We start from the raw sequence: 25,670 nt of genomic DNA, 5'->3' as shown, positions 1-25,670 counted from the left end.
TCGTTAGTCGTCGAGGTCATCATCCTGATTGTGCATATCGACCAGCGCATGATCACCCGCACTTTGATCTTTCGCGGCATCGTTCCGGCTGGCTTCAAGCACGGCCAGATACGCTTCATCGATATCCCCCGTAACATACTTGCCATCAAAGACCGAGCAGTCGAAGGCTTCCATTTCCGGGTTTACTTCGCGACAAGCATCTTTCAGGTCTTCCAGATCCTGGTAGAAAATTCGGTCAGCGCCAATCAGCTCGCCTACTTCATCTTCAGTGCGGCCATGGGCAATTAACTCCACCGCCGCAGGCATGTCGATACCGTACACATTAGGGTAGCGCACAGGCGGCGCAGCGGAGGCAAAGTAAACCTTACGCGCACCCGCATCTCGGGCCATCTGAATAATCTGCTTACAGGTCGTACCACGTACAATCGAGTCATCCACCAGCAGCACGTTCTTGCCTTTGAACTCAATGTCGATGGCGTTGAGTTTTTGGCGTACCGATTTCTTACGCTGCGTTTGGCCAGGCATGATAAACGTACGGCCAATATAGCGGTTCTTCATAAAGCCTTCGCGATACGTCACCCCAAGGTGCTGGGCCATTTCCAGCGCGGAGGTACGGGACGTATCCGGAATGGGGATCACAACATCAATATCGTGATCAGGCCATTCGTTCAGGATTCGGTCGCCCAGCTTGCGCCCCATTTGCATGCGCGTGCCATAGACGTAGGCACCGTCCAGAATGGAGTCAGGGCGTGCCAGATATACATGCTCGAAAATACACGAGCGCAGTTCCGGGCGGTCAGCACATACTTGCGTATGACACTGGCCCTGCATATCCACAAATATCGCTTCGCCGGGTGACAGGTCACGCTCAAGCTCAAAGCCGCCCACGTCTAGCGCGACCGACTCAGACGCAATCATGACATCCTGCCCTTCGTCCGTTTGGCGAGTACCAAACACCACTGGACGAATGCCGTGAGGATCACGAAATGCCACCATACCAAAACCGTTAATGATCGCGACCGCCGCGTAGCCGCCTTTGCAGCGCCGGTGCACTCTACGTACCGCATCAAAAATATCTTCCGCTTCCAGATGCAGGCCTTGCTTACCCAGCTCATGGGCAAACACGTTAAGCAACACTTCAGAGTCGGAGCTGGTATTGATATGCCGTAAATCGGTTGAGAAAAGCTCCTGCTTCAACTGTTCAGAGTTGGTTAGGTTACCGTTATGGGCCAACGCAATACCGTAAGGCGAGTTGACATAAAACGGCTGAGATTCCGCTTCGCTGGATGAACCAGCGGTAGGATAACGTACGTGACCAATGCCCAGGTTGCCCTTAAGGCGAGCCATATGGCGAGTGTGGAAGACGTCGCGCACTAGCCCATTGCTCTTGCGCAGTAAGAAGCGTCCCTCGCTCCAGGTCATCATACCGGCAGCGTCCTGGCCGCGATGCTGAAGTACGGTCAGGGCATCGTAGATTCCCTGATTTACCGCCTGCTTGGCCAGAAGGCCCACTATACCGCACATTCAAGTTACCTCGCTTTAGTGCCATGGCTTGCCAAAACAAGCCCGTACGTTCTTAAAACTCATTTTAATACGTTTGCGTTTAACCAGTACCCGTCAAGCAGTTAGCCAAGCGCAAAACACGCTGTTAGGCGTTATTGACTATCCATGGGCTGCGGCGCAAAACTGCCATGCGGGCGAATCTCAGGCAGTGATATATCGCGTAAAGAGGCGGGCGCTTCTGGCAGCTCACGCTCCCACTGATCCAACTGGCTAACCGCCCAATCGCGCAACTCGATAAAGGTGGGCCGTAACGAAGCTTGCTGCCATGCCTGAAGCTCGGCAAGCGGCGTGAGCGTAATAACGACCGTGGCCACCAGCAAGATGATCGTGCCACGCGCGATACCAAACACAGCTCCCGCAAAACGGTTCAAAAGCCCCATGCCTACCCATACAATGGCCGCGTGCACCAAGCGAATAACAATGCTGCAAAGCAAGATCACCGCAAAAATAACCAGTGCAAAGGCCAATACAAGTCGAGCGTCAAAACTTTCGATAAACCCGCTCATTAACTCGGCGACCGGCTCTGCCAATACGCGGGCGACCATTAACGCAACCACCCATGCCCCAAGCCCCAACGCTTCTCTAACAAAACCACGAACAAAGCCGGCCAGCATCGAAAGCGCCAGCACGGCAAGAAATACAGCATCAATCCACGTTAGCGCCATCGTTTAATCTCTTACTCGCACTAACAGACCTTGCACGTTTGCGCGCTGTTTAATTAAGGCCATCGCCGCTTCGCCATCCTCTGATGATGCGTAAGGCCCCACGAGCACTGTGGTCAAGTTATTGTCGCGCTGGCGTTGGAAAACACTAAATCCTTCGCCTGTAAGCTGGCTACCTAGTCGCTGAGCATTCGCGGCATCGCCAAAACTACCCACCTGGACCGCCCACCCACCTTGCTGTGTAGACGCTGGCCCAGCACTCGATGAACCCGCCCCTGATGAACCTGAACTTGAAGAGCCTGTACTTGAAGAACCTGCACTTGAAGAACCTGCAGCGCTTTGGCTGTTGGATGTCGACGTGCTATTCGAGGCTACCAGGTCGGCAATGGGGTCATTTTGGGGAGCGTCAGTGTTTGAAGATGACATAGGCGCTTGTGCGACGGTTTCCGTTTCACTGGGCGCATCAATTTGAGAAGTATCAGGTAATCTCGGAGATGCATCTATCGGTGCATTAACCCCATCATTGCTTGCCACATTTGAAGAGGGCTGAGGGTTAATGGTAGAGGGCATTTGGGGAGCGTCTACATCATGGCGCGCCGTTTCTATGGGCTGTTCAATAATGAACGTTGGTTGCTGTCGCTCCTCACGCGGCGCCGGGTCACTCATCAGCCAAGGGACAACGATTGCGAGTAGCGCAAGCAGAATCACAACACCGCTAATGCGCTCTGTTTTACCATATTTCATATCATCTCCCTCTAGCGGGACTACGCCTTAAGAACGGCTGGCTTGTGGCAGTGATCGAGCTAACAGAGCGGCGACGGTAAAAAAGGAACCCGTTACCAAAATGCGATCCTTGTCAGTGAGCATCTCAGCCATGGCATCAACACCGGCTTCAGGCGAGTCTGCACAAAGCCGCACACAGCCACCATGGGCTTTAATACGCTCAGCGAGTTCATTGGCCGTGTGGCCGCGCTCGCCATCAAGCGTTACACAGACCCAGTCAGTAATACGCGGTGCTAACGCCGCAATAACACCATCAACGTCTTTATCATTGAGCATACCTATCACTGCCCACTGCCGTCCTGTATCAGGCGGTACTGGCAAATGGCGAGCAACATAGGTAGCCGCATGAGGATTATGCCCCACATCCAGGCACCACTGCCCTATCCACTGCATCCGGCCTGGCAGATTAACACTGGCTAATGCATTTTGCGTGGCTTTTAGCGTTAGCGTCAGCCCCGTAAGCGCCAGCGCTTGTAGCGCAGTTGCGGCATTATCGACAGGCAGACCAGGATCAGGCAGCGCATCCAGAGAAAGCGTCTCCCCCGTTGCCGTCAACCCACTCCAGCACCAGGGTAAATGGCTGTTTTCCTCGGCACTGTGGTTAAACGCTAATCCTAACCGGTAAACCGGCGCCGCCAAGGCAATAGCCGCATCGGCCACGCTACCGGGAAGCGACTCACTGCCCAATACCGCTGGCCGCAACGGGCGAAATATACCCGCTTTCTCAAGCCCGATTTGCGAAATATCGGTTCCCAAAAAGCTCGCATGGTCTTGGGCTATCGTAGTGACAACCGCAACATCCGCATTAATGATATTGACGGCATCCAAACGACCGCCCAAGCCCACCTCAAGTACCGCAAGATCCAGTTCAGCTTGTGCCAAACACCAGAGTGCGCACAATGTACCTGCTTCAAAATAGGTCAGGCTAATTTCCGGCGCTTCCAGGCGAGCCTGTTCGACACGTTCAAACCCCTCGACCAGGCACGCGTCGCCAGCTTCCTGGCCGTTGATACGCACCCGCTCGTTGTAACGCAATAGATGAGGCGAGGAGTACGTACCCACATGCCAACCATGTGCGCGAGCCACCGCGTCAACCATGGCAACCGTCGAGCCTTTACCATTGGTGCCCGCCACAATGACAACGCGATTGGCAATGGGGCGTTTAAATAGCCCCATACGCTCAGCAACACGTGACACACGCTCCAGGCCTAAATCAATCCCGACAGGGTGCAGGGTTTCCAGATGCTGAAGCCACTCTGCTAACGACTTAGGCATTGCGGTGTGGTTCATGGCTCTTGTCAATAGAATCCGGACCTGTCTCGTCAACCGTTACGTCAGTATCGGCGATGTGTGCTTCATCAACCACCGGCTCAGCGACGGCTTCATCATCCGTCAACTCACTGGCTAACGAAAGCGCCTCCTGATGAGTCAACTTGCGTAGTACGCCGCCCACACGGGTACGCATTTCCTGGCGATGTACAATCATATCGACCGTACCATGCTCCAACAGGAACTCGCTGCGCTGGAAACCTTCTGGCAGCGTTTCGCGGACGGTCTGCTCAATAACACGCGGACCAGCAAAACCAATCAATGCATTGGGCTCAGCAATATTCAAGTCGCCCAGCATGGCGAGCGAAGCGGATACGCCCCCAAACACTGGATCGGTAAGCACCGAGATATAGGGCACACCGGCCTGCTTAAGTCGCTCAAGTGCCGCCGATGTTTTGGCCATTTGCATCAGTGAGAAAAGCGCCTCCTGCATACGCGCACCACCGGAAGCCGCAAAGCAAACCAGCGGAATACCTTCGTCAAGCGCGATAGTCGCCGCTCGGGCAAACTTCTCACCCACTACGGCCCCCATCGACCCGCCCATAAAGGTGAACTCGAAAGCAACCGCAATGACCGGCAAACCGTCCAACGTGCCACGCATAGCAATCAGCGCATCTTTCTCGCCGGTGTCCTTTTGCGCGGCCGCCAAGCGGTCCTTGTACTTTTTAGAGTCGCGGAATTTCAGGCGATCAACAGGTTCAAGCTCTGCCGCGACTTCTTCACGACCTTCTTTATCCAGGAACCAGTCCAAGCGTTTCCGCGCAGTCAGCCGCAAGTGATGGTCACATTTCGGACAAACACTATGGTGTTTCTCTAACTCAGGAAGATAGAGAACGGCTTCACACTTGGGACATTTACGCCAGAGGCCGTCGGGCACACTGGCACGACGGTCTTTACGCTGGATACGCCCCATGGAGGGCACTATCTTGTCTAACCAGCTCATATCAAAAAGGCTTCCGTTTTACGTCATGCCTGGCAGCGCCAAGCTTGATGAGTGTCGTCAATCAACTTCAAGTATAGACGATGAGGGGCAGCGTTAGACGTCCATTGCGGTGCGCATCTCTGCTAGCACGCTTCTAAGCTGACCAGCGATAATTTCGGGCGTTTCTACATTTTCGGCAATACGGTTTACTAACGCACTACCGACAATCACTCCATCCGCTACGTTAGCCACTTCAGCAGCCGTTACGCCATCGCGGATACCGAAACCAACACATAGCGGCAGGTCGGTCATTTCACGTAGCGGTGCCAGGCGTTCAGCGACGTCACTTGCATTTAAGGTTGCCGCACCAGTAACGCCTTTTAGCGAAACGTAGTAAAGGTACCCCTCACCCTGGGCGCATATTGTAGCGGCTCGCGTAGGTGAAGTGGTAGGCGCCACAAGGAAAATTGCTGCTAAATTATGCGCTTTTAACAGCGGACCCAATTCATCGGCCTCTTCTGGCGGCATATCGACCACTAGCACACCATCAACGCCCACTTTTTCAGCCTGCTCAGCGAAGGCCTCGTAGCCAATACGCTCAATAGGATTTAGATACCCCATTAACACGACCGGGGTTGTGGCATCGGCCTGACGGAATTCAGCCACCATATCCAGCACGTCGACCAAGCGGGTGCCCTGCTTTAAGGCGCGCTCACAGGCTTTTTGAATAACCGGGCCGTCCGCCATTGGATCAGAAAACGGCACACCAAGTTCAATGACATCCGCACCCGCTTCTACCAGCGCATGCATAAAGCCAACGGTGTACTGTAGCGCCGGGTCGCCCGCCGTAATATAAGGTATCAGAGCCTTGCGGCCCTGTTGCTTGAGTTCAGAAAAGCGCTGATCGATACGGTTCATGCTTGTCCTTAAAAGCGGGCCTTAAAATTCGATACCGTCAATGTTGGCTACGGTCATAATATCTTTATCACCACGGCCTGAAAGATTAACGACGATATGCTGGTCAGGGCGCATGGTAGGCGCCAGCACCTTGGCATGCGCCAGCGCGTGGGCTGACTCCAAGGCAGGCATTATACCCTCCATCTGCGTCAGTTCTCGAAACGCTTCCAGCACAGCGCTGTCATTAGCGGTGACATAGCTAACACGACCAACATCTTTCCAAAGCGCGTGCTCAGGGCCAACGCCCGGATAATCAAGCCCGGCTGAAATGGAGTGTGTATCGGCGACCTGCCCCGCTTCATCAGACATCAAGTAAGTACGGTTTCCGTGCAGCACACCGCGCGGGGCATTCGATGAAAGCGGTGCGGCATGACGGCCCGTCTCAACACCATCACCTCCGGCCTCAACCCCATACATCGCGACGGCATCGTCTTCAACAAACGGATAAAATAGCCCAATCGCGTTGGACCCACCACCAACACACGCGACCAACGCATCCGGCAAGCGGCCGATTTGTTCCAGCGACTGGCGGCGTGCTTCACGCCCCACTACCGCATTAAAGTCGCGCACAAGCTCAGGGTATGGGTGTGGCCCTGCTACCGTGCCGATAATGTAAAACGTGTTATCAACGTTCGTTACCCAGTCGCGCAGCGCTTCATTCATGGCATCTTTAAGGGTGCGCGTGCCCGACTCTACCGGAATCACTCGTGCGCCCAATAAACGCATACGATAGACATTCAGCTTTTGGCGCTGCACGTCTTCAGCACCCATATACACATCGCATTCAAGACCCAGGCGCGCGGCAACCGTTGCCGTCGCCACGCCGTGCTGCCCGGCACCGGTTTCAGCGATGACCCGTGGTTTGCCGGTTTTTTTGGCAAGCAGTGCCTGGCCGATGGTGTTGTTTACCTTATGCGCGCCGGTATGATTTAAATCTTCGCGCTTTAACCATATTTGCGCACCACCGAGCATCTCGGACCAACGTTTGGCATGATAAAGCGGCGACGGGCGCCCTACGTAGTGGGCAAGATCACTATCAAACTCGGCCTGAAAAGCAGGATCATCACGCAGGCTTACGTAAATTTTCTCAAGATCTTCCAGGGCGTAGCTCAATGTTTCGGATACAAACCGGCCACCATAAGGGCCAAAATGACCGCGGGCATCCGGCATTCGGGTCAGGTCGCTGAACCTGGTCTTGGAAGCCGTGTCAGGAACGGTTTCAGAAACAGTATTAGCGCCACCAGTTGCTGAGACAGTCACAGGATACCTCACAAGGTTGCCAGAACAGGCAACAATTGAATAAGCGGACATAGAGCGCAGCGTCATAAAAAAACAGACTGCGCGGCGTGTTTAACGGGCGTCGGCTAACGCGACTTGCTGAATAAACAGTGTCATTTTTTCAACGTCTTTACGACCATGCGCTGCTTCAATCCCACCCGACACATCAACGGCATAAGGCGCCACTTGGTGAACGGCAGAGGCGATATTATCAATCGTTAACCCGCCTGCGAGGATAACAGGTTTTGCCAGTTTTGCGGGGATTCTCGACCAATCAAAGACCTCTCCTGTGCCACCTGGCGTGCCCGGCCGGTAGGCGTCCAACAGCAGCGCCTGTGCCTGATGATAGTCAGCAGCTGCCTGAGATAAATCGATATCGTCACGCATTCGCAGCGCTTTAATCCAGGGGCGCCCAAACTGTGCGCAAAACGCAGGAGACTCATCACCGTGAAACTGAATCATGTCCAGGTACGGTAAGCACTGCTGAATCACGTCAACGGATTGATCAACAAACAACCCTACCCGGGTAACAAAAGCAGGTACTTCACCCGAAAGCGTTTCAAGTTGCTCAAGCGTAATGCTGCGCGCGCTTTTCGGCCACATGACAAAACCCAGCGCATCTACCCCCAGCATTACGGCTCTTTTAATATCATCACTGCGGGTAAGCCCACAGAACTTGACCCGCGTCCGCATAGGGCTAAGCGTCTTCATCTAGCGCCTCCTGAGCGGGATCAGACGTTGTTTTAGCAAATGTCAGTTTACGCCGCGCCGCTATTCTGGGTGTGTCTGGCAGTTCTCGTTCGCCTGTCCACTCCCCGGTAAAAGCGAGCAGGTTAGGCCCTACCGGCTCCATGGGCAAATCAAACCGCTCGTCGTAAATTGAATCAACAAAATGCAGCCCACACGCGGGAGCGGTTACATCACCTTTCTTACGATTCCTTAGCGCCAGCAATCGTTCAATATAACCTTCGTCCTGCGCCCCACGACCTACGCTAACCAGGGCGCCAGCGATATTGCGAATCATGTGATGTAAAAACGCATTGCCCTGAATATCAATGACCACCAGCGGGCCAAACCGCTTCACCTCGACAAAATGCATTTGCCGCCATGGCGTTTTGGATTGGCAGCCTGCAGCACGAAAACTTGAAAAGTCATGCTCGCCAATCAGAGCCTGCGCAGCGCGATGCATGACATCTGCATCCAGAGGATCGCGGCACCACGTTACGTTCGTGCGTTCAAGCACAGGGCGACTGATTTGATTGAGCAGTAAATAACGGTAACGCCTGCCAAGCGCGCCCAACCGGGAATGAAAATCGTCCGAGACTGGCTTCACCCAGCGCACGGCGACATCGCGTGGCAAGTTGGTGTTGGCACCAAAAATCCAGGCTTTCTCAGTCCGCTCAGTCGGTGGGTCAAAGTGCGCTATTTGACGCGTGGCGTGAACGCCTGAGTCCGTACGTCCGCTGGCATGTATCTGAACGGGGGCACCGGCCACTTTTGCCAAAGCATCCTCTACGGCGCCTTGAACAGAAGCAGCATGCTTTAAACGCTGAAAGCCGCAAAAACGCGTGCCATCATATTCAATGCCTATTGCCAAACGGCCTTTCAGCGGCCGGGTTTCATCAAAGTGGTAAAACTGGGTCATCAAGCCACGTCATAAAGTTTGAAAGGATAGGGTTTATACGAAAAGTTGCTGAGCGAAGGCCAGACAAGGCAAAAATCAGCGAAAAAACGGACCGAGCTCGCGCACGAGTTTACATGGGTAAATGAGTATTTTGAGCTGATTTTTAACGTCGTATGGTCGAGCGCAAGCAGTTTTCGTACAAAGCCTAGCCATTATCCCGACCCGGCGGCTTGAATGCTACCTCTTCAATTTCCCACTCTGTGCCTATCGAGCGAGCCGTGCTTACTTTTTTCAGCGTTTCAGACGGTGTCAGCTCGGGCGCTTCAACCCGCTTAAAGTCCATGCCCTTTAATAACAGCGCATCTTCTTGCGGATACCGTCGGCTGCCATGGCCTGCCAAACCTGCTGCCTGACTTTTAGCATAGCTAGCGCCAAAAGCATCGCCTCTCTCGGGTTTACGTGTAGAGGCTTGCAGGTCACTACTAACGGGTGGCGATGGTTTGAACACCTGAGGCTCGGCAAGCGACGCGCTCTTCAAATGCGCTTGAGCAACCGGCTCTTCAGCCTCGCGCCGCTTTCTGCGCCATATTAATCCCGTCAACAGCAGTACCAGCCCAAGGGCAATGAGTGGCCATTGATAACGCTCAATACTACTCAAAACACCACTTGATGGCGCATCGTGTACGTCAGCAATTGGCTGTGCCGCAGCAGTCGCCTCAGCCATTAATGGCATCGGAGGAGACGCTTCTACCAACACGCTATTCTCGATGAATTGACTGAGATTATGACGCAGTTCGCTGAGTTCAAGACGAAGCTGCTCACGCTCTTCATTAGCCGCCAGTAAGCTTGCCTGGCTTTGCTCCAGCTGCTCTGAAAACCTGGCCATGGTACGAGTCAGCTCGGCTTCTATCTGGGCAGTAGCCAGCTCAGGTCCAGGAGGCGCCTCAACCTCAACGTCCACTGGAATACTCTGAGGCACTGCTGTATTGGCGCGCTGCTCGCCTGCCACCATCACCTGGACAGCGTGAGCCGCCTCATCGGCTGAACGTAGCTGCACTTGCCCTTCTGCGGGCAAGCGCAGTGCCTGGCCCGTCCGCAAACTATTAATATTGCCCTCAGGAAAGAACTCAGGATTCGCCGCTACCAGTGCCAACATCATCTGCTGAACGCTCGCGCGCTCAGGTTTACTGCGCGAGGCAATACGCCACAACGTATCACCCTCTTGCACCCTTACCTCGGCACGTGGAAGAGGCTCTGTCATTTCCGAGCCTGAGCTTGACACGACGCCGTCAGCTTCCGCCTGGTTCAATGGATAATTAGCGTAGTCAGCCGGGTCAAAAAGCAACGTGACCGCGTGCTGTTGCTGCCCTTCCGGCGAATCAATGACCAGTAGCAAATCCAACCAGGGCGTTGTTACCGCCTGTGATGAGCGCAGGATAATGCGACGACTGCCCGCTTGCTCTTGAATCTCGGCATGCACCTGACGAGCCAAAGGCATCCACTCAAGCCCAGAGGCGATAAATGAGGGTTCATCAGCAACCTGTACGCTTAGCTCGTCTAGCGCGTAGGCGTTTGAGTCAAGCAACGGTAACGAAGCATTTAGCGGGGCTTCCAGCCAGGATTCCACCTCGGCAGGTCCGGCTTCAATTGCCTGCGCAAAAGACGGCACCCCAGCAATCGACAGCAGTGCGATCGTTTTCAAGAAAACGCGATAATTTGAATATTTTTTCGCCACGTTACCCAATCCGTTTTTTTATGGAAACCGCGCTAGCAAGTGCGGTAAATGCCAACACAGAACGCAAATTATAATTAACACAAATACGCAGGTAACGCATGGAGGCGGGTTACTTAATTTAAGTTAAAACACTTACAAAAAAACCGGCGCGCTAAAAGCGCCCCGGTTTTGGCTGACGTACTGCGTTGTTTTACTGTTCGCGCAAAATTTTGAGCATGCGCTTAAGCGGCTCGGCAGCACCCCATAGCAGTTGGTCGCCAACGCTAAATGCCGAAAGGTATTCACCGCCCATGTTCAGCTTACGCAAACGCCCCACCGGAATATCCAATGTGCCGGTAGCGGCGGCAGGCGTTAAACCTGCAATGGTGGCCTCTTTCTCGTTGGGGATCAGCTTGACCCACTCATTATGCTGAGCGATCCGCTCTTCAATCTCATCCAGCGGCACATCATGTTTCAGCTTGATGGTGAATGCTTGGCTGTGAGAGCGCATGGCACCAATACGCACGCAAAGACCATCAATCGGCACAGGATTATCACCAAGACCCAGAATTTTATTGGTCTCAACAAAGCCTTTCCACTCTTCACGGCTCTGGCCGTTTTCAAGCTTGGTGTCAATCCACGGCAGTAGGCTACCGGCAAGGGGGGCGCCGAAGTTATCGGTCAGGAAGTCGCCACCACGCATGGCCGCCGTTACCTTGCGGTCAATTTCCAAAATCGCGCTGGAGGGGTCAGCCAGTTCGCTACTAACGCTGTCGCGCAGTTGACCCATTTGATTGAGCAGTTCGCGCATGTGCTTGGCGCCAGAACCGGAAGCCGCCTGATAGGTCATGGAGGTCATCCACTCAACCATATCGGCTTCAAACAGGCCGCCCAAGCCCATCAGCATGAGGCTAACGGTGCAGTTACCGCCGACAAAGGTCTTGGCACCTTTGGCAAGCTGCGCATCAATGACCTTACGGTTAACCGGGTCAAGCACGATGGTAGCTTCATCCTCCATGCGCAGCGTGCTGGCGGCATCAATCCAGTAACCCTGCCAGCCATTTTTACGCAGGTCACCATAAACTTGCTTGGTGTAGTCACCGCCTTGGCAGGTAATAACAACATCCAACGCTTTCAATTCTTCAAGAGCAAACGCATCTTTTAACGCAGGTACGTCTACGCCGATGTCGGGACCAGGCTGGCCTACTTGGGAGGTGGTGAAAAAGACCGGCTCAATGCCGTTAAAATCACCATCTTCCTGCATGCGCTGCATCAGCACAGAACCCACCATGCCACGCCATCCTACGAAACCGACTTTCAACATGCGAAGTCCTCCAGCAAAGAATGAGACATATATTATACACAAATCTGATAAATAACGTCGGCCACTCTTTGAGTGGCCGAGGCATCACACTTTTCATATCAAATAGTTAGCACGCTTTATAGCGCATTTAACTTTTTGCAAAGGCCGCCAGTACCGCATCGCCCATTTCGACCGTCGAAACACGACGCGTTCCTTCTGCGGCGATATCCGCCGTGCGCAGGCCGTTATCCAGAACGCTACCCACCGCGGTTTCAATGCGTTCGGCCATGGCCGTTTCATTGAGCGAGTAGCGCAGCATCATGGCAACCGACAGCATCATGGCGAGCGGGTTGGCAATGTTTTGCCCAGCGATATCCGGCGCGCTTCCGTGGCAAGGCTCATACATGCCTTGGCCGCTTTCGTTCAGCGAGGCCGAAGGCAGCATACCGATGGAGCCGGTAAGCATGGCGGCGGCGTCAGACAAAATATCGCCAAACATATTGCCGGTCACAACGACATCAAACTGTTTCGGGGCACGTACCAGCTGCATCGCGGCGTTATCTACGTACATATGCGAAAGCTCGACGTCCGGGTACTCTGGCGCCAAACGCTCCATCACTTCACGCCACAAAATGGTAACTTCCAGCACGTTAGCCTTATCTACCGAGCAGAGTTTTTTGCCACGCTTTTGGGCCATTTCAAACGCGACGCGGCCGATGCGCTCAATCTCACTTTCGGAATAAATGTAGGTGTTATAGCCCACACGCTCCCCGTTACGCTCCTCAATACCTCGCGGCTGGCCGAAGTAAATGCCGCCGGTCAATTCACGCACAATCATGATATCCAGGCCTGCCACCAATTCAGGCTTCAGGCTGGAGGCGCTGGCCAGCTGCGGGTAAAGCATGGCCGGGCGCAGGTTGCCAAACAGCCCCAGGTTCTTGCGCAGGCCCAACAAACCTTTTTCAGGGCGCTTGGAAAGGTCTTCGATTTTGTCCCATTTGGGGCCACCCACCGCAGCGAGCAGAATCGCACTGGCCGCCTTGGCTTTTTCAAGCGTTTCAGCAGGCAGTGGGTCGCCATGCACGTCGTAAGCCGAACCGCCGACCAGTGCTTCTTCAACGTCAATATCCAAACCCGCTTCTTGGCACGCTTTTAGCAAACGCGCAGCTTGAGCAGCAATCTCTGGGCCAATACCGTCGCCGGGTAATAGAAGCACCTTATGGGTCATGTTAAATCCTTAATAGAGAGTCAGCACGGCTTACCGCCGCTTAGCGCGGTGCAATGGCGTTGCACTGCGCTATGTGTGTCTTTTTAACTATTCTGAATGACGCTTATGCGGCTGTATCAGGCAGGCTGACGGAACAACCAGGGCCGAGCATCTTTGTGTTTTTGCTCAAAGGCACGGATCGCCTCTTCGTCCTGCAGCGTGATGCCGATATCGTCCAGTCCATTGAGCAGGCAGTGCTTGCGGAACGCGTCCACTTCAAACTCAAGAATTTCGCCGCTCGGCGTGATGACCCGCTGGTTCTCCAAGTCGATATCCAGCTGATAGCCCTCATTAGCATCAACGCCTGTAAACAAGCGATCCACTTCTTCTTCGCTTAACGTGATCAGCAAGATGCCGTTTTTAAACGCGTTATTGTAAAAAATATCTGCAAAGCTTGGCGCAATCACTACTTTAAAACCAAAATCTTCCAGTGCCCACGGCGCGTGTTCACGCGAGCTTCCACAACCAAAGTTGCGCCGAGCCAGCAACACCTCGGCCCCCTTAAAACGCGGCTGGTTGAGCACGAAATCAGGATTAAGCGGGCGACTGGAGCAATCCTGCCCCGGCTGTCCTTCATCTAAATAACGCAGCTCATCAAACAGGTTAACGCCAAAGCCGGTTCGTTTGATTGATTTCAAGAACTGCTTGGGAATAATTAAATCGGTATCGACATTAGCGCGATCAAGCGGGGCAACCACGCCTTCAAAACGAGTGAACTTTTTCATGGGTTAAGCCTCCTGGGCGTGGGTAGCATCGTTGGCGGATAAACTGCGTACATCAACAAAGTGGCCAGCAATCGCAGCCGCTGCCGCCATGGCAGGGCTCACCAGGTGCGTACGACCACCGTACCCTTGGCGTCCTTCGAAGTTGCGGTTGGAGGTCGATGCGCAGTGCTCGCCTGCGCCCAATTTATCAGCATTCATGGCCAGACACATGGAGCAGCCCGGCTCGCGCCACTCGAAACCAGCGTCGATGAAGATTTTATCCAGCCCTTCCTCTTCTGCCTGGCGTTTCACAAGGCCAGAACCCGGCACCACCATGGCAAGCTTAATGGAACCTGCCACTTTATTGCCTTGAGCCACTTTGGCAGCCTCACGCAAATCCTCGATACGCGAGTTAGTACACGAACCAATAAACACTTTATCGAGCTTGATATCGGTAATTTTTTGGTTAGCGTGCAAGCCCATATATTCAAGCGCGCGAGCATGGCTGCGCTGAACGGTTTCATCCTGCGAGGCTTGCGGGTCTGGCACGTGCCCGGAAATACCTGTCACCATCTCGGGGCTGGTTCCCCAACTGACCTGCGGCTCGATCTCTTCGGCCTTCAGAGTCACTACTTTGTCGAACGCGGCATCGTCATCTGATACCAGTTGACGCCAGTCAGCTACTGCGGCTTCCCACTGCTCGGCGGTCGGCGCAAAGGGGCGCTTGGCCAGGTAATCAATCGTCGTGTCGTCCACCGCAATCAACCCGACCCGGGCACCCGCTTCAATCGCCATGTTGCACACGGTCATACGGCCTTCCATGGAGAGCGATCCGATAGCGCTGCCCGCAAATTCGATAGCGTAGCCCGTACCACCTGCTGTACCGATCTTGCCGATAATGGCCAGTACCACATCTTTGGCGGTCACGCCGAGACCAAGCTCCCCCTCAACGCGCACCTGCATGTTCTTCATTTTTTGTGCCAACAGGCATTGCGTCGCCAATACGTGCTCAACTTCAGACGTGCCGATACCGTGCGCCAGCGCGCCAAAAGCACCGTGAGTGGCCGTATGGGAGTCACCGCAAACGACGGTCATGCCGGGCAACGTGGCGCCCTGCTCTGGCCCAACCACGTGCACGATTCCCTGGCGGGGGTCGTTAATTTTAAACTCTTCAATTCCGTACTCAACGCAGTTATCGTCAAGCGTCTGAACCTGAATCAACGACACCGGGTCTTTAATGCCGCTATTACCTTCGGCACGCTCTTTCGTCGTCGTTGGGACGTTGTGATCCGGCGTTGCCAGGTTTGCATCCAGGCGCCACGGCATACGTTTGGCCAAGCGCAACCCTTCAAACGCTTGCGGAGAGGTCACTTCGTGAAGCAGTTGGCGGTCAATGTAGATCAGCGCCGTGCCGTCATCGCGCTGCTTCACCAAGTGCTGGTTCCAGAGTTTGTCGTAAAGGGTTTGACCTGACATGTGGCTCTCCTGGGCAAGCGCCCTGCTAGTTCGGTATCGCAGCCTCTACGTGCTGCTTAATGTGACGATGCAGCCAGTGTTACGCGTAGCGACCATAAAAGCAATTCATGTTATTTATAGGTATGATTCCATACTGGAATACACCAATACTAACCACACAATAGTGAGCACCACGTGGACACCCAGAGCCTACAAGCGTTTTTAGCCGTTGCTGAAACACAAAGCTTCTCACGCGCCGCCGAGCAGCTTTACCTCACTCAGCCAGCGGTTAGCAAACGCATTGCCACGCTGGAGTCGCTGGTGGGCACGCGGCTGTTTGACCGTATTGGCAGGCGTATTTCACTTACCGAGGCAGGCCATTTATTACTGCCACAAGCCAAGCGAATTCTGTTAGCGGTAGAAGATAGCCGCCGAGCACTCGCGAATCTTTCTGGCCAGGTGGGTGGCCAATTAACGCTGGCTACCAGCCATCACATTGGCTTACACCGCCTGCCACCTGTGTTAAAAAACTACACCCAGCGCCATCCAGAAGTAGAATTGGATCTGCATTTTCTGGATTCAGAGTTTGCCTACCAGGGCGTGCAGGATGGCACCCTGGAAATGGCCGTGGTGACGCTCGCTCCCCACCCTGTTGAGCAATTAAACGTGGTGAACCTTTGGCATGACCGGCTATGTTTTGTTTGCGCGCCCGACCACCCGCTAGCTCAAGCCGCTATCCTTAGCCTTGAAGCACTTTGTCACTATAAATGTGTTCTACCTAGCGCCAAAACATTTACCCGTACATTGATTGAGCAACGTTTTGCCAAGGCGGGCCTGTCTCTACAGGTCAGTATGGCTACCAACTATTTGGAAACATTAAAGATGATGTGTAGTGTTGGGCTTGGATGGAGCCTGCTGCCTGAGGGGATGATTAATAGTGAGCTGGTCGAGCTGAAAATAGATACACCGCCTATCTACAGGCCGCTCGGCTATTTGGTGCATACCAATCGGACACTTTCCAACGCCGCGATAAAAATGATTGAGGCGCTGGAGGCGACGAAAACGACGCATCATGGATAACCAAGTATATGTTATCCTTTTAAGTTCAGCAGACAATTTATCGCAATGATGTGTCTAGCCACTTGCGCCTACAACTCATCCTGAGCTCGACCAACTTTATGCCCAACTTACCTACCTACTGCTTCTTAAAAGCACATACTTCACACCCAGGAAAATAACTTACAATTAATCGTAATTACTAACATATAACCATTAAAACCTTCAACCTCTACCTTTATCCACTCTTTTAAATATTACCTTTTAAATTCAACTTTTTATAAAGTAATTTGAGAAACACTCAACATTTTAATCATTCACGAAGAAAAATAATTAAAAAGAATAATACTTCAATACTCATCAATACTACTTAGACGTTCGGCATTACGACCTATTATTACCGGCTTCAATATCAACCTTTATCCTGGTTCAACCTATTAGATACTCCTATACACTGAATATACACGTTTTTCTTAGCAATAGCGTTTGCTACTACTCCTCAGTGTAGGAATAACACTATGCACGGTCATCCTCGCGCCTTATTACCCATTTGCTTATTCGCTTGCTTAAGCGTAGATACGGTGTATGGGCAAACCACTATAAATGCACAGCGGGAAGCCCTGGTGATAGAAGCACGCCAGGGAGCAGTGGGGCCGTCAATTGATGGCTTACAATCCCTTTATTATCGAACACAAAACAGTCGTGTTCGTGAGGATTTGATAGCCCTGCTGGTACGTGCAACAAGGTATGAAGAAGCGCTGGCAGTTTGCTCAGCGTGTCGACCCCAGGATTACAGCGACTCTGAACTTGCCAACCTGGGCAGTGCAGCGCGTAGTGCAGGTGATTACCCTAAAGCGCTCTCGCTATTTCAATCGCTTACCTATCGCAGCCCTACCTATGCAGAAGGTTGGCTTGGGCAAGCGTTAGTTCACACCGACATGGCTAATTATACCTTGGCCGATATCGCCTTACAGCAATATAGCCAAGTGGCAGGCACGACGACCGCCGGCCTAGAAGCCAAAGGCTATTTGGCCGCAAAAACAATGAATGCCGTTCAAGAGCTACAGGTTCGGCAAGCACTGGTAGAGCAAGACCCCGCCAATACCAGCGAGTTACAGGCACTCTACCGCTTGGCAGTGGGTTTAGGCGCCAGCTCCGCCGCCCGTAACATCATGCAGGACAACCCAACGGTTTTCTCTGAAAGTGACCGCCTTTGGCTTGTCTACTACGAAGCAGTTACTGATATACGCTTGGGCATTCAGACGGATCAGCCACCCAGAACGCGCAGTGGCCTGGCCCAGTTAAACCAGGTACTGGATTCGCCAGCGGTCCCCCAGGAATTAGCCAAGCTTGCCGAATATGACAAAGTCGTCGCACTTGCCCAGCTAAGGCACTTTTCCGAAGCGGAGGTCCTCGCCGTTAGGCTCCAACATCAGCATGGCCCGTTGCCAAGTTACGTGAACCGGGCCAGAGCGTATGCCTTGAATGGCCTGGGCCGCCCTGATGAAGCCATTGTGCTTTACGAAAGCCTGATACAACAAACCCCTCAGCGTGGCACTGATCCTGATGACCCGCTTAACGAAGGGCTCTTTTATAGCTATACCGACGCTCAGCGTTTTCGTGATGCTGATCGACTGTTGGCTTCCTGGCGTGCGAGCGAACCCGAACAGCGCTGGGATTTCACTCAGACCACGCGTATCAATAACCCAAACTATCAAAAAGTCCTGCTACTTGACGTGTTGCTTACTGCCTGGCGTGGTCAAGCTGGCTTGGCCAGCGAACGCTTGGCCAATTATCAAGACCAGGCACCTGGCGACCCTTATCTTTGGCAGGTTAAAGGTGACCTTGAACGAGACCGAGGCTGGCAACGAAAAGCGGAAGTATCTTACCTACGCGCGACAGAGCTACTTTCCCCAGACCAGCAAGACGCAGCCCGCCATGGGATGCTGCTGGCCAACCTGGAGCGCGGGCAATGGAAAGGCACTACAACGGCCGCCGCGCAAGAGATCGCCGAAGCCAAACCCAGCGCAACCCGGGATGAGCTAGTACGAACGTTGCGTGAGCTACGTGCACCACAGCTGACTAGCTCGGTAACGCGTAGCGAGGGGCAAGGTAGCGGCACCCAAGCCTCGCGGGAATGGCGCTATGACGTGCTTTTGGAAGGACCACGTAATACAAGCGGCTCCCGCGCATTTGCACAACGCATCGGTCAGTATGGGAAATTTGATGACACAAACCTTTACGCAGCCTACGACATAGCGGGTTATGAGTGGAACTTACACCCAGCGACCATAAAATTTGCCGCCGGGCACGGTGCCCAACTTAACAATAACTTTATGGCCTCGGTTGAGTTGCGCTACGCCGCTTCAGACCACCTAACCACCACGCTGGGTATCGAACTTAACACACCAGACACTCCTTTACGGGCGTTGCGTGACGGCATTAATGCCGACCGATATCGCGGAGAGATCGCCTATCGTCATGATGAGCGCGGCGCAGGAGCGATCGGCCTGATGGTGACCGACTTTGAAGACAACAATCTGCGCCAATCTGTCTATGGCTACTGGAACCAAACACTCTATCATCTTGATCGCTGGCAAATTAACGGTGAAGTGTATACCACCACGTCACGCAACGATGAGGTTGAGGCCAGCTACTTCAACCCACGTCGAGACGCCAACCTCGGTGGTGTTTTATCACTAAATTATGAACTCCCCCTCGATTATCGACAGTCGTTTATTCAGACCCTATCGCTAGGCTCCGGACGCTACTGGCAAGAAGACAATGGCAGCGAAAACACCTGGTCGCTGGGTTACGAGCATCAGTGGCAATTAGCACCCACGTTCAATATTGAATATGGCATTTTCAGAGAAAGATCCGTTTACGACGGCACCCCTGAATATGACAACCGCATTGAGGCCAGCTTTATATGGAGGTTCTTATGAAACATTGGCGTGTTTTTGTAATTAGCGCTGCCTTGCTGGCCATGCTAAGCCTTCAAAGTGCCCACGCAGCCCGGGTGCCCGGTGATTACGTGGTTATCAGCTATCATGACATTGTTGATACGGCGGTTACCCCCGATTTACCCATCTACTCACAAACCATTACCCGAAGCCGTTTAATTGAGCACTTTAACCTGCTGGCAACAGGCGGCTACCATCCTGTTAGCCTTCAACAAATTATCGACGCCAAGGCTGGTGGGCCGCCGCTCCCCGAAAAGGCCGTACTGCTTACCTTTGATGATGGGTACCGCAGCTTTTATGACATCGTTTTTCCGCTACTCAAACTCTATAACTTTCCGGCTATTCAAGCGGTGGTGGGAAGCTGGATGGATGTTCCCGCCGGCGGGCAAGTTCCCTATGGCAATACAACCTTGCCTCGCGAACGTTTCTTAACCTGGGAGCAGGTCCGAACGCTTGATGAATCGCCCTTGGTCGAAATTGCCTCGCATACCTACCGTCTACACTATGGCGTTAAGGGAAACCCGATGGGTAACGAGCAAGCCGCCTCTGTCACCAGCATTTGGGCCCCCCAAACCGGCTATGAAAGTGAAGCCACCTATCTTCAAAGAATTCATGACGACATGGCGCGAACCCGGCAGCAGTTCCAAACGCATTTGGGTCGCTCTCCTCGCATAATGGTGTGGCCTTACGGTGCCTATAGCAAAGCAACGCTGGATATCGCTGGCGAATACGGGATGACGTACACCTTTAGCTTGCTAAGTGCGCCCAATCAACTCAACGACGCCATGCGAACTATTAACCGCTACCTCATTGACCAGGAAACCGGCCTTCAAACCATTGATGAAATACTGTCTGATCGCGTATGGCAGCCCGAAGAACTCCGTATCGTCCACGTTGATTTGGATTACGTTTTTGATGAAGACCCCGTGCAGCAAGAACGAAACCTCGACAGGCTGATTGAACGAATTTTTAACTACGGAATTAGCACCGTTTATTTACAAGCATTTGCAGACCCAGATGGCAACGGCGTCGCCGATGAACTCTACTTCCCTAATCGTCATTTACCGGTAAGAGCCGACCTTTTCAACCGAGTCGCCTGGCAGCTTAAAAAACGTGCCGAGGTAAAAGTCTATGCCTGGATGCCCGTTCTCTCATTTGATCTTGGTGACGGACATCGCTATGTCACCGATATTAGGACGGGTGCCGAGAACCCCGGCCAATACCGCCGACTCTCACCCTATGTAGAAAATAACCGTCGTATTATCCGTGAAATTTATCAAGACCTCGGACGGCTGACGAAATTCGATGGCCTGATCTTCCACGATGATGCTTTTCTCACTGATTTTGAAGATAACAACCCCGAAGCACTGTCCGCCTATACACAGGTTTCTCTGCCTGCTGATGTGGCCTCGATCAAGAACGATGACAACCTGATGGATCTATGGACGCGGCATAAGACCCAGTTCTTGACAAATTTCACTGACGAACTGACACAAGCCGCTGACTACTACCGCCAAGCCGACAACAAAGTATTCACAACGGCGCGCAACCTTTATGCAGGCACGATAATGAACCCAGAAAGCCAGCAGTGGTTCTCCCAGGATATCCAAAATTTCGCAGAGAGCTACGACTTTGTTGCCGTCATGGCCATGCCCTATATGGAAGAAGCAGACAACCCTAACGAATGGCTGCGGGCGCTGGCGCAACGCTCACTTTCTCAGGTTAATGCCAATCAGTTGGTCTTTGAATTACAGACCCAGGATTGGCGCACCCAAACCCCGATCCCCAGCGTAGAAATCGCTGAATGGATACGTTTGCTGCGCGAAGAAGGCATCAAACATATCGGTTACTATCCGGACGATTTTATTCAAAGCCATCCTGAAATCAGTGTTATTAAGCCCGCCTTCTCCATTGGACGTCGCTTTAGGGCTCTCCCATGAACATACTCGACTACCTAGCCATGTTCACGCTTGGTTACCCGAGCCTAATGGCAACCATCTGGATTTGTGGCGGCATCTACTTTTATGTGCATTGGGAACGTAAGCAGCCTTGGCCCGATACGTTTGAATGGGATGAAAACGCGCCTTCAGTCACGGTGTTGCTGCCCTGTTATAACGAAAGCGCTAATGTCGATGAAACTGTTCATCATCTTTTCAAGCAAAACTATCCGCACATAGAAGTGGTTGCCATTAATGATGGTAGCAATGACAGCACCGGTAGTCGGCTTGAAGCGCTCGCGGTTGAGTATCCTGGGTTAAAAGTGCTGCACCAACCCAACCAGGGTAAAGCTAGCGCTATGAATCTTGGGTTGGGTGAGGCAACGGGCGAGATCATTGTGGGCATTGATGGAGATGCCATTCTCGATTACGACGCTATTAGCTACATGATGGGGCATTTTATAAGCAGCCCTAAAGTAAGCGGCGTCACCGGCAACCCTCGCGTGAGAACCCGTTCAACGGCTATTGGCAAAATACAAACCGGCGAATTTTCCGCGATTATCGGTCTTATCAAACGAGCCCAGCGTATCTACGGCATGGTGTTTACCATATCCGGTGTTATCTGTGCATTTAGACGCACGGCTCTGGAGAAAGTCGGCGGCTGGAACACCGATATGATTACCGAAGATATCGACATTAGCTGGCGTTTGCAGCTGGCAGGCGGCCATGTCCGCTACGAGCCACGCGCCATGTGCTGGGTGCTGATGCCTGAAACGCTGCGCGGGCTTTTTAAGCAGCGGCTGCGCTGGTCCCAAGGTGGTGGAGAAGTCGTTTTGCGTTATTTCTCTCAAACCATTCGCTGGAGGAATCGGCGCTTCTGGCCATTGATGCTGGAATATATCGTCAGTGTGGTCTGGTGCTACTCGGTGATCGCTTTACTTATCGCCTGGCTTATTTCCCTGGCGGCTCAGCCCACGGCTTGGCCGATCACAACACAGACATTCTCATATTTTGGCAGCCTTCTTATCGCGATTAGCTTTATCCAATTTACCGTCAGTTTTTATATCGACAGTCGCTACGACAAACAGATATTTCGCTGCGTTTATTGGAGCATTTGGTACCCATTTGCCTACTGGATGATCAATATGGCGACCGTTGTTATTGCCTTCCCAAAAGCCATCATGCGCCAACAAGGAAGGCTTGCGACCTGGACCAGCCCAGACCGAGGAGAGCCCTTCCATGAACAATAAACTCGTGCCTATCATTATTGATAACCCTTCCCAACGAGGCTGGGGCTACCGTATCCGCGACCTCCTTATTACGGCTGCCACACTTATTTTATGGCTACTCGTGCTGGCAAGGTTATACACCTTCTTTGTTATTGAAGAGGCCATTCTGGAACAACTTTATGGCTCCCTTATGATCAAAGTCGTCGCCTCTGGATTTGTCGTTACCTTTCTGCTTTTTCATTGCTGGGCGGTTTACAACCAATACCTGTATACCCGCATTGTGAAACACCATTAACATTACGCGCAATCATCAACACTTCGTCTGATGAATATAAATTACTAATAGTGGCTTCAATCTCAGCGCCTAATGTGGATCTATATAATCGTTGAGCAACGTTATCCGCTCTAGTGGTGACCAATACGTGCTTTAACGTGGAACCCTGTTTTGCCAGCTGCTCTTTAACCAAAGGGAGTGAATTTTCGATTAAATTTTTCCCAACCCCTTTACCTTGACGATTTGGCAATACTGCCAATTGCTCTAACTCCAGAACCGCCTCCGGGCGGAAGCCGCTTTTTTGCATCCAAACAATATATCCAATAACGCTACACTCCTCCTCTACGACAAAGCAAAGAAATCGAGGAGAGGCACTGAGACTGCATTCCAACCATTCATACGAATGCGTTTGGCGAGGAAATGCCAGTGAATGGACGCTTGCAGCTTCATCCAAATCAGCGATGTTCATTGACCTTATTTTCATTAAAAACCTCATCAATTTATTGATAGCATATCGGCTGCGACTAGCCTTTCAGCACCAACCCTATTAGCCTGCTAATTCACTTTAAGGGTTTAGCATGCAAGAAACGACTTTTCGGCAGCGCTTGGCGGGTGTGCTGATTCTGCTTGGGTTGATCGCACAGGTTCTTGGGTTTACCGGTCTGATAAACACGGCGCACGCAGTGAGCTATTTGTTGTGGCTCGCCGTGATATTGCTGTGGAAGGACATTCCCAAGCGCTCACGTTTTCAGGCCGGCGTGTTGATGGTTTTGGGCATATTAATGCTGCTGGTGGCGCGTTTTTATTACCATGACCACGTGGATTGGCCCGCAATGCTGCAGGGCAATGCCTTTGTAGTGGCCATGCTGGTAGGCGTCAGCTTTATTTCCCTGGTAGGTAAACAGCAAGGGCGAAAAAAAGCGCCTGGCAAACGCTTAACGGGCAGTGGCGGCGTATTACGTACCTGGCTTGGCGTGCATTTTCTGGGCACGATTTTGAATATATCGACCGTTATTATGGTCGGTGACCGACTGGCACGAACGGCTCCTTTAACGATTCCACAGTACCTGGCATTGAATCGAGGGCTGTCAAGTGCCGCGCTATGGTCACCGTTTTTTGCTTCCATGGGAATAGTGATCGCACTCGCACCGCAGATGCAGTACTCCTACGTGGCACTCTTTGGATTCCCATTAGCAATGATTTCCGGGTTGCTAACGACGCTTGAACTTGGCCGTCGATTTGATTTACGTGAGGTGTATGGCTTTTCTCTGGCACCGCGCAGCCTGCTAATGCCCGTGATCATGGCCTTGTTGGTCATGGTGTTTCATTTCTGGCTAACGCCCAGGCTCTCAATCGTTGGCATTATTACTTTTTTGATCCCGGCCGTTGCCTTGATCTATAACCTGCGCGAAGGCATCGGCTATACGTTGTGGCGTGTTCGCCAACACACCACCACACGGCTCCCGGCCATGCGAGGAGAAGTCTCGCTGTTTTTAGCGGCGGGGCTTTTTACGCTGGGGCTTTCAGCGCTTGTGGCTGCCGTAGCGGGCAACGATTGGACGCTATTCGAAACTTTTGGCGCGCAGCAAGGCATGATCAGTTTTCTCAGCATTGTGCTGAGTGCGCTGGTGGGGCTCCATCCAATTATTGGGGTATCGGTGCTGGCCTCCATCGTAAGTTTGCACGGTGGAGAGCACACTCTGTTTGCGTTTGTCTGTTTATGTTCATGGGCCGTGGGCACCAGCGTCGGGCCTTTATCAGGGATTAACCTAAGCCTTCAGGGCCGCTACGGGATCAACGGTTACCACATGATGAAGAACAATCTTCTTTATGCAGCGGTGATGAGTCTACTTTCGCTAGCCTCAATCACGGCGATGAGCTATCTGGTGACATAGCTCATCGCCTATTGCATCACACGGAATTACCAACGCAACAGGGGCAGCACCCTTCGGCGAGCCCCTGCTCTGATCCGCCCTCGCTGCCCACACCGTTTGTTAGCGGTTAGAGAGATGCTCAGGTTTCGATAATCTTACTGGGAAACCGATAAAAGTAGCGGTGACCACATTGATGGCAAGGCTCAAGGCGCGCCACATGGGGCAGCATTACCTGGGCATCACAGTGGACACAGGCCATCAAACCTGGTGCTGCCATTTCACCTTCGCAGTAATCTGCCCGAGCCGCCTCAAGATCGTCATCAAAGCGTTCACGCTCTACAATGCTTCGATCTGCGATGGAAAGTAGCGACTCCGCAACGCGACGTGAAAGCCCGCTGATATCGACACCCAACCAGGTAGCGACCTGCATCCCGGTATCTGCCAGGTAGTGGCGCATATCTTTTAAGTCGCGCTCAACCCAAGCACGCAGCAGGGCCAGCTCATCTTTCGTGTACTCTTCAAACTCCGCTTCAAAAGCGACTGCGTCGTCTAAATCCTTTTGCAGGTTGTCCCAGGTTAAGTCATTTGCGCCATGCTGCATGCGCTCCAGCAAGCGCTCATAGCCTTCGCGCAAGCGGTGGTCATTGTGTTGTTCACTCATGATGCCTCTCCTTTTGTCGACGCAGGTGTTTCCTATCATCAGCTTGCCGTTCAAGGATACCCCTTCATAGGATACAATCGACACTACTTATCTGACAGTCGTCATCTACCATTCA

At 52.7% G+C, this 25,670-nt stretch carries 21 protein-coding genes; 5 read left to right on the top strand and 16 right to left on the bottom strand.

Going from position 1 to position 25,670, the window contains the following annotated elements; all coding sequences use genetic code 11:
• Positions 1–3: 3 nt before the first annotated feature.
• The 14 genes from purF to leuC all read right to left on the bottom strand — a co-directional run bounded on the left by purF (position 4) and on the right by leuC (position 15,582).
• Positions 4–1,524: an amidophosphoribosyltransferase gene (purF, locus tag INT20_RS09225; protein ID WP_172118409.1), complete on the bottom strand. Its 1,521-nt coding sequence runs from the start codon at positions 1,522–1,524 to the stop codon at positions 4–6.
• 131 nt (positions 1,525–1,655) lie between these two features.
• Complete coding sequence (locus tag INT20_RS09220) at positions 1,656–2,228, bottom strand: CvpA family protein (RefSeq protein ID WP_193054636.1); 573 nt, start codon at positions 2,226–2,228, stop codon at positions 1,656–1,658.
• 3 nt (positions 2,229–2,231) lie between these two features.
• Positions 2,232–2,969: an SPOR domain-containing protein gene (locus tag INT20_RS09215; protein WP_193054635.1), complete on the bottom strand. Its 738-nt coding sequence runs from the start codon at positions 2,967–2,969 to the stop codon at positions 2,232–2,234.
• 27 nt (positions 2,970–2,996) lie between these two features.
• Entirely contained in the window at positions 2,997–4,298 is a 1,302-nt protein-coding gene (gene folC / locus INT20_RS09210; RefSeq protein ID WP_226912111.1) for a bifunctional tetrahydrofolate synthase/dihydrofolate synthase, read from the bottom strand.
• Complete coding sequence (accD, locus tag INT20_RS09205) at positions 4,276–5,280, bottom strand: acetyl-CoA carboxylase, carboxyltransferase subunit beta (RefSeq protein WP_193054633.1); 1,005 nt, start codon at positions 5,278–5,280, stop codon at positions 4,276–4,278. The genes folC and accD overlap by 23 nt, the downstream gene beginning before the upstream one ends.
• Before the next feature lie 93 nt (positions 5,281–5,373).
• Positions 5,374–6,177: a tryptophan synthase subunit alpha gene (gene trpA, locus INT20_RS09200; RefSeq protein WP_193054632.1), complete on the bottom strand. Its 804-nt coding sequence runs from the start codon at positions 6,175–6,177 to the stop codon at positions 5,374–5,376.
• Positions 6,178–6,198: 21 nt separating this feature from the next.
• Entirely contained in the window at positions 6,199–7,386 is a 1,188-nt protein-coding gene (trpB, locus tag INT20_RS09195; RefSeq protein WP_193054678.1) for a tryptophan synthase subunit beta, read from the bottom strand.
• Between the two features lie 180 nt (positions 7,387–7,566).
• Complete coding sequence (locus INT20_RS09190) at positions 7,567–8,205, bottom strand: phosphoribosylanthranilate isomerase (RefSeq protein ID WP_193054631.1); 639 nt, start codon at positions 8,203–8,205, stop codon at positions 7,567–7,569.
• Positions 8,192–9,139, bottom strand: coding sequence for a tRNA pseudouridine(38-40) synthase TruA (truA, locus tag INT20_RS09185; protein ID WP_193054630.1), 948 nt, complete (start codon positions 9,137–9,139; stop codon positions 8,192–8,194). Before truA ends, INT20_RS09190 begins: the two co-directional genes overlap by 14 nt.
• A 184-nt stretch (positions 9,140–9,323) precedes the next feature.
• The gene (locus INT20_RS09180) at positions 9,324–10,820 is read right to left on the bottom strand and encodes a type IV pilus assembly protein FimV (RefSeq protein WP_193054629.1); all 1,497 of its coding nucleotides are present in this window, start codon (positions 10,818–10,820) and stop codon (positions 9,324–9,326) included.
• A gap of 223 nt (positions 10,821–11,043) precedes the next feature.
• Positions 11,044–12,156, bottom strand: a complete 1,113-nt coding sequence (gene asd, locus INT20_RS09175) for an aspartate-semialdehyde dehydrogenase (RefSeq protein WP_193054628.1) — start codon at positions 12,154–12,156, stop codon at positions 11,044–11,046.
• Positions 12,157–12,283: 127 nt separating this feature from the next.
• On the bottom strand, positions 12,284–13,363 hold the full coding sequence (leuB, locus tag INT20_RS09170; protein WP_172118399.1) for a 3-isopropylmalate dehydrogenase: 1,080 nt from the start codon (positions 13,361–13,363) through the stop codon (positions 12,284–12,286).
• A gap of 116 nt (positions 13,364–13,479) precedes the next feature.
• The gene (leuD, locus tag INT20_RS09165; protein ID WP_193054627.1) at positions 13,480–14,127 is read right to left on the bottom strand and encodes a 3-isopropylmalate dehydratase small subunit; all 648 of its coding nucleotides are present in this window, start codon (positions 14,125–14,127) and stop codon (positions 13,480–13,482) included.
• A gap of 3 nt (positions 14,128–14,130) precedes the next feature.
• Positions 14,131–15,582 (bottom strand): 3-isopropylmalate dehydratase large subunit, encoded by a 1,452-nt coding sequence (gene leuC / locus INT20_RS09160; protein WP_193054626.1) that lies wholly within the window; start codon positions 15,580–15,582, stop codon positions 14,131–14,133.
• A 174-nt stretch (positions 15,583–15,756) separates the two neighbouring features.
• Here leuC and INT20_RS09155 point away from each other — a divergent pair, with 174 nt between their 5' ends.
• The 4 genes from INT20_RS09155 to pgaC all read left to right on the top strand — a co-directional run bounded on the left by INT20_RS09155 (position 15,757) and on the right by pgaC (position 22,767).
• Complete coding sequence (locus INT20_RS09155) at positions 15,757–16,641, top strand: LysR family transcriptional regulator (protein ID WP_193056812.1); 885 nt, start codon at positions 15,757–15,759, stop codon at positions 16,639–16,641.
• Between the two features lie 494 nt (positions 16,642–17,135).
• A complete protein-coding gene (gene pgaA / locus INT20_RS09150; protein ID WP_193056811.1) occupies positions 17,136–19,562 on the top strand; it encodes a poly-beta-1,6 N-acetyl-D-glucosamine export porin PgaA in 2,427 nt (808 codons plus the stop codon).
• Positions 19,559–21,520: a poly-beta-1,6-N-acetyl-D-glucosamine N-deacetylase PgaB gene (pgaB, locus tag INT20_RS09145; RefSeq protein ID WP_193056810.1), complete on the top strand. Its 1,962-nt coding sequence runs from the start codon at positions 19,559–19,561 to the stop codon at positions 21,518–21,520. The genes pgaA and pgaB overlap by 4 nt, the downstream gene beginning before the upstream one ends.
• Complete coding sequence (pgaC, locus tag INT20_RS09140) at positions 21,517–22,767, top strand: poly-beta-1,6-N-acetyl-D-glucosamine synthase (protein ID WP_192528027.1); 1,251 nt, start codon at positions 21,517–21,519, stop codon at positions 22,765–22,767. The genes pgaB and pgaC overlap by 4 nt, the downstream gene beginning before the upstream one ends.
• A 200-nt stretch (positions 22,768–22,967) precedes the next feature.
• On the opposite strand, the gene INT20_RS09135 is transcribed toward pgaC, so the two are convergent.
• On the bottom strand, positions 22,968–23,489 hold the full coding sequence (locus INT20_RS09135; protein WP_087107479.1) for a GNAT family N-acetyltransferase: 522 nt from the start codon (positions 23,487–23,489) through the stop codon (positions 22,968–22,970).
• A 109-nt stretch (positions 23,490–23,598) separates the two neighbouring features.
• Between INT20_RS09135 and INT20_RS09130 the strand changes: the two genes are divergently transcribed.
• Entirely contained in the window at positions 23,599–24,915 is a 1,317-nt protein-coding gene (locus INT20_RS09130) for a hypothetical protein (RefSeq protein ID WP_193056809.1), read from the top strand.
• A 118-nt stretch (positions 24,916–25,033) separates the two neighbouring features.
• On the opposite strand, the gene INT20_RS09125 is transcribed toward INT20_RS09130, so the two are convergent.
• Positions 25,034–25,555 (bottom strand): zinc ribbon-containing protein, encoded by a 522-nt coding sequence (locus INT20_RS09125; protein WP_193053114.1) that lies wholly within the window; start codon positions 25,553–25,555, stop codon positions 25,034–25,036.
• Between the last annotated feature and the right edge of the window lie 115 nt (positions 25,556–25,670).

The sequence above is a fragment of the Halomonas citrativorans genome (assembly GCF_014898005.1).
GTDB classification, from domain to species: Bacteria; Pseudomonadota; Gammaproteobacteria; order Pseudomonadales; family Halomonadaceae; genus Vreelandella; species Vreelandella citrativorans.
The sequence above is the reverse complement of the archived record's forward strand: the minus strand, read 5'-3'. Positions and strand labels throughout refer to the sequence as shown.